General features: G+C 49.0%; 1 protein-coding gene. It reads left to right on the forward strand.

Annotated features, from left to right (window positions below; genetic code table 11):
• Positions 1 to 308 (forward strand): division/cell wall cluster transcriptional repressor MraZ (locus ACTHSP_RS23460; RefSeq protein WP_440347177.1); only part of this gene is annotated, 308 nt, incomplete at both ends.

Consider the following 308-nt stretch of genomic DNA (forward strand, 5'->3'; position numbering starts at 1 on the left):
GACAGTAAAGGGCGGTTGGCGATTCCTGCCAAATTCCGCGATATTTTGCTGCGCCGTTATACGCCTGCAATTGTGGTCACACTGGATTCCCGAAAAAAATTATTGATGTACCCCGAGCCCGTTTGGGAAGAAAAAGCCGAGCAGATTTTGAAGTTGAAAGTGGCCGGCAATGAGTCTTTGCAACGGTATCAGAATTTGCTGCTGCACAATGCGGAGATTTTGGAGTGGGATAGCGCCGGACGCGTTTTGATTCCGGCGAATCTGCGCAAACGCGTGGATTTTGAAAAAGAAGTTACTTTGGTTGGCCG

The organism is Neisseria sp. P0001.S005 (assembly GCF_051963715.1).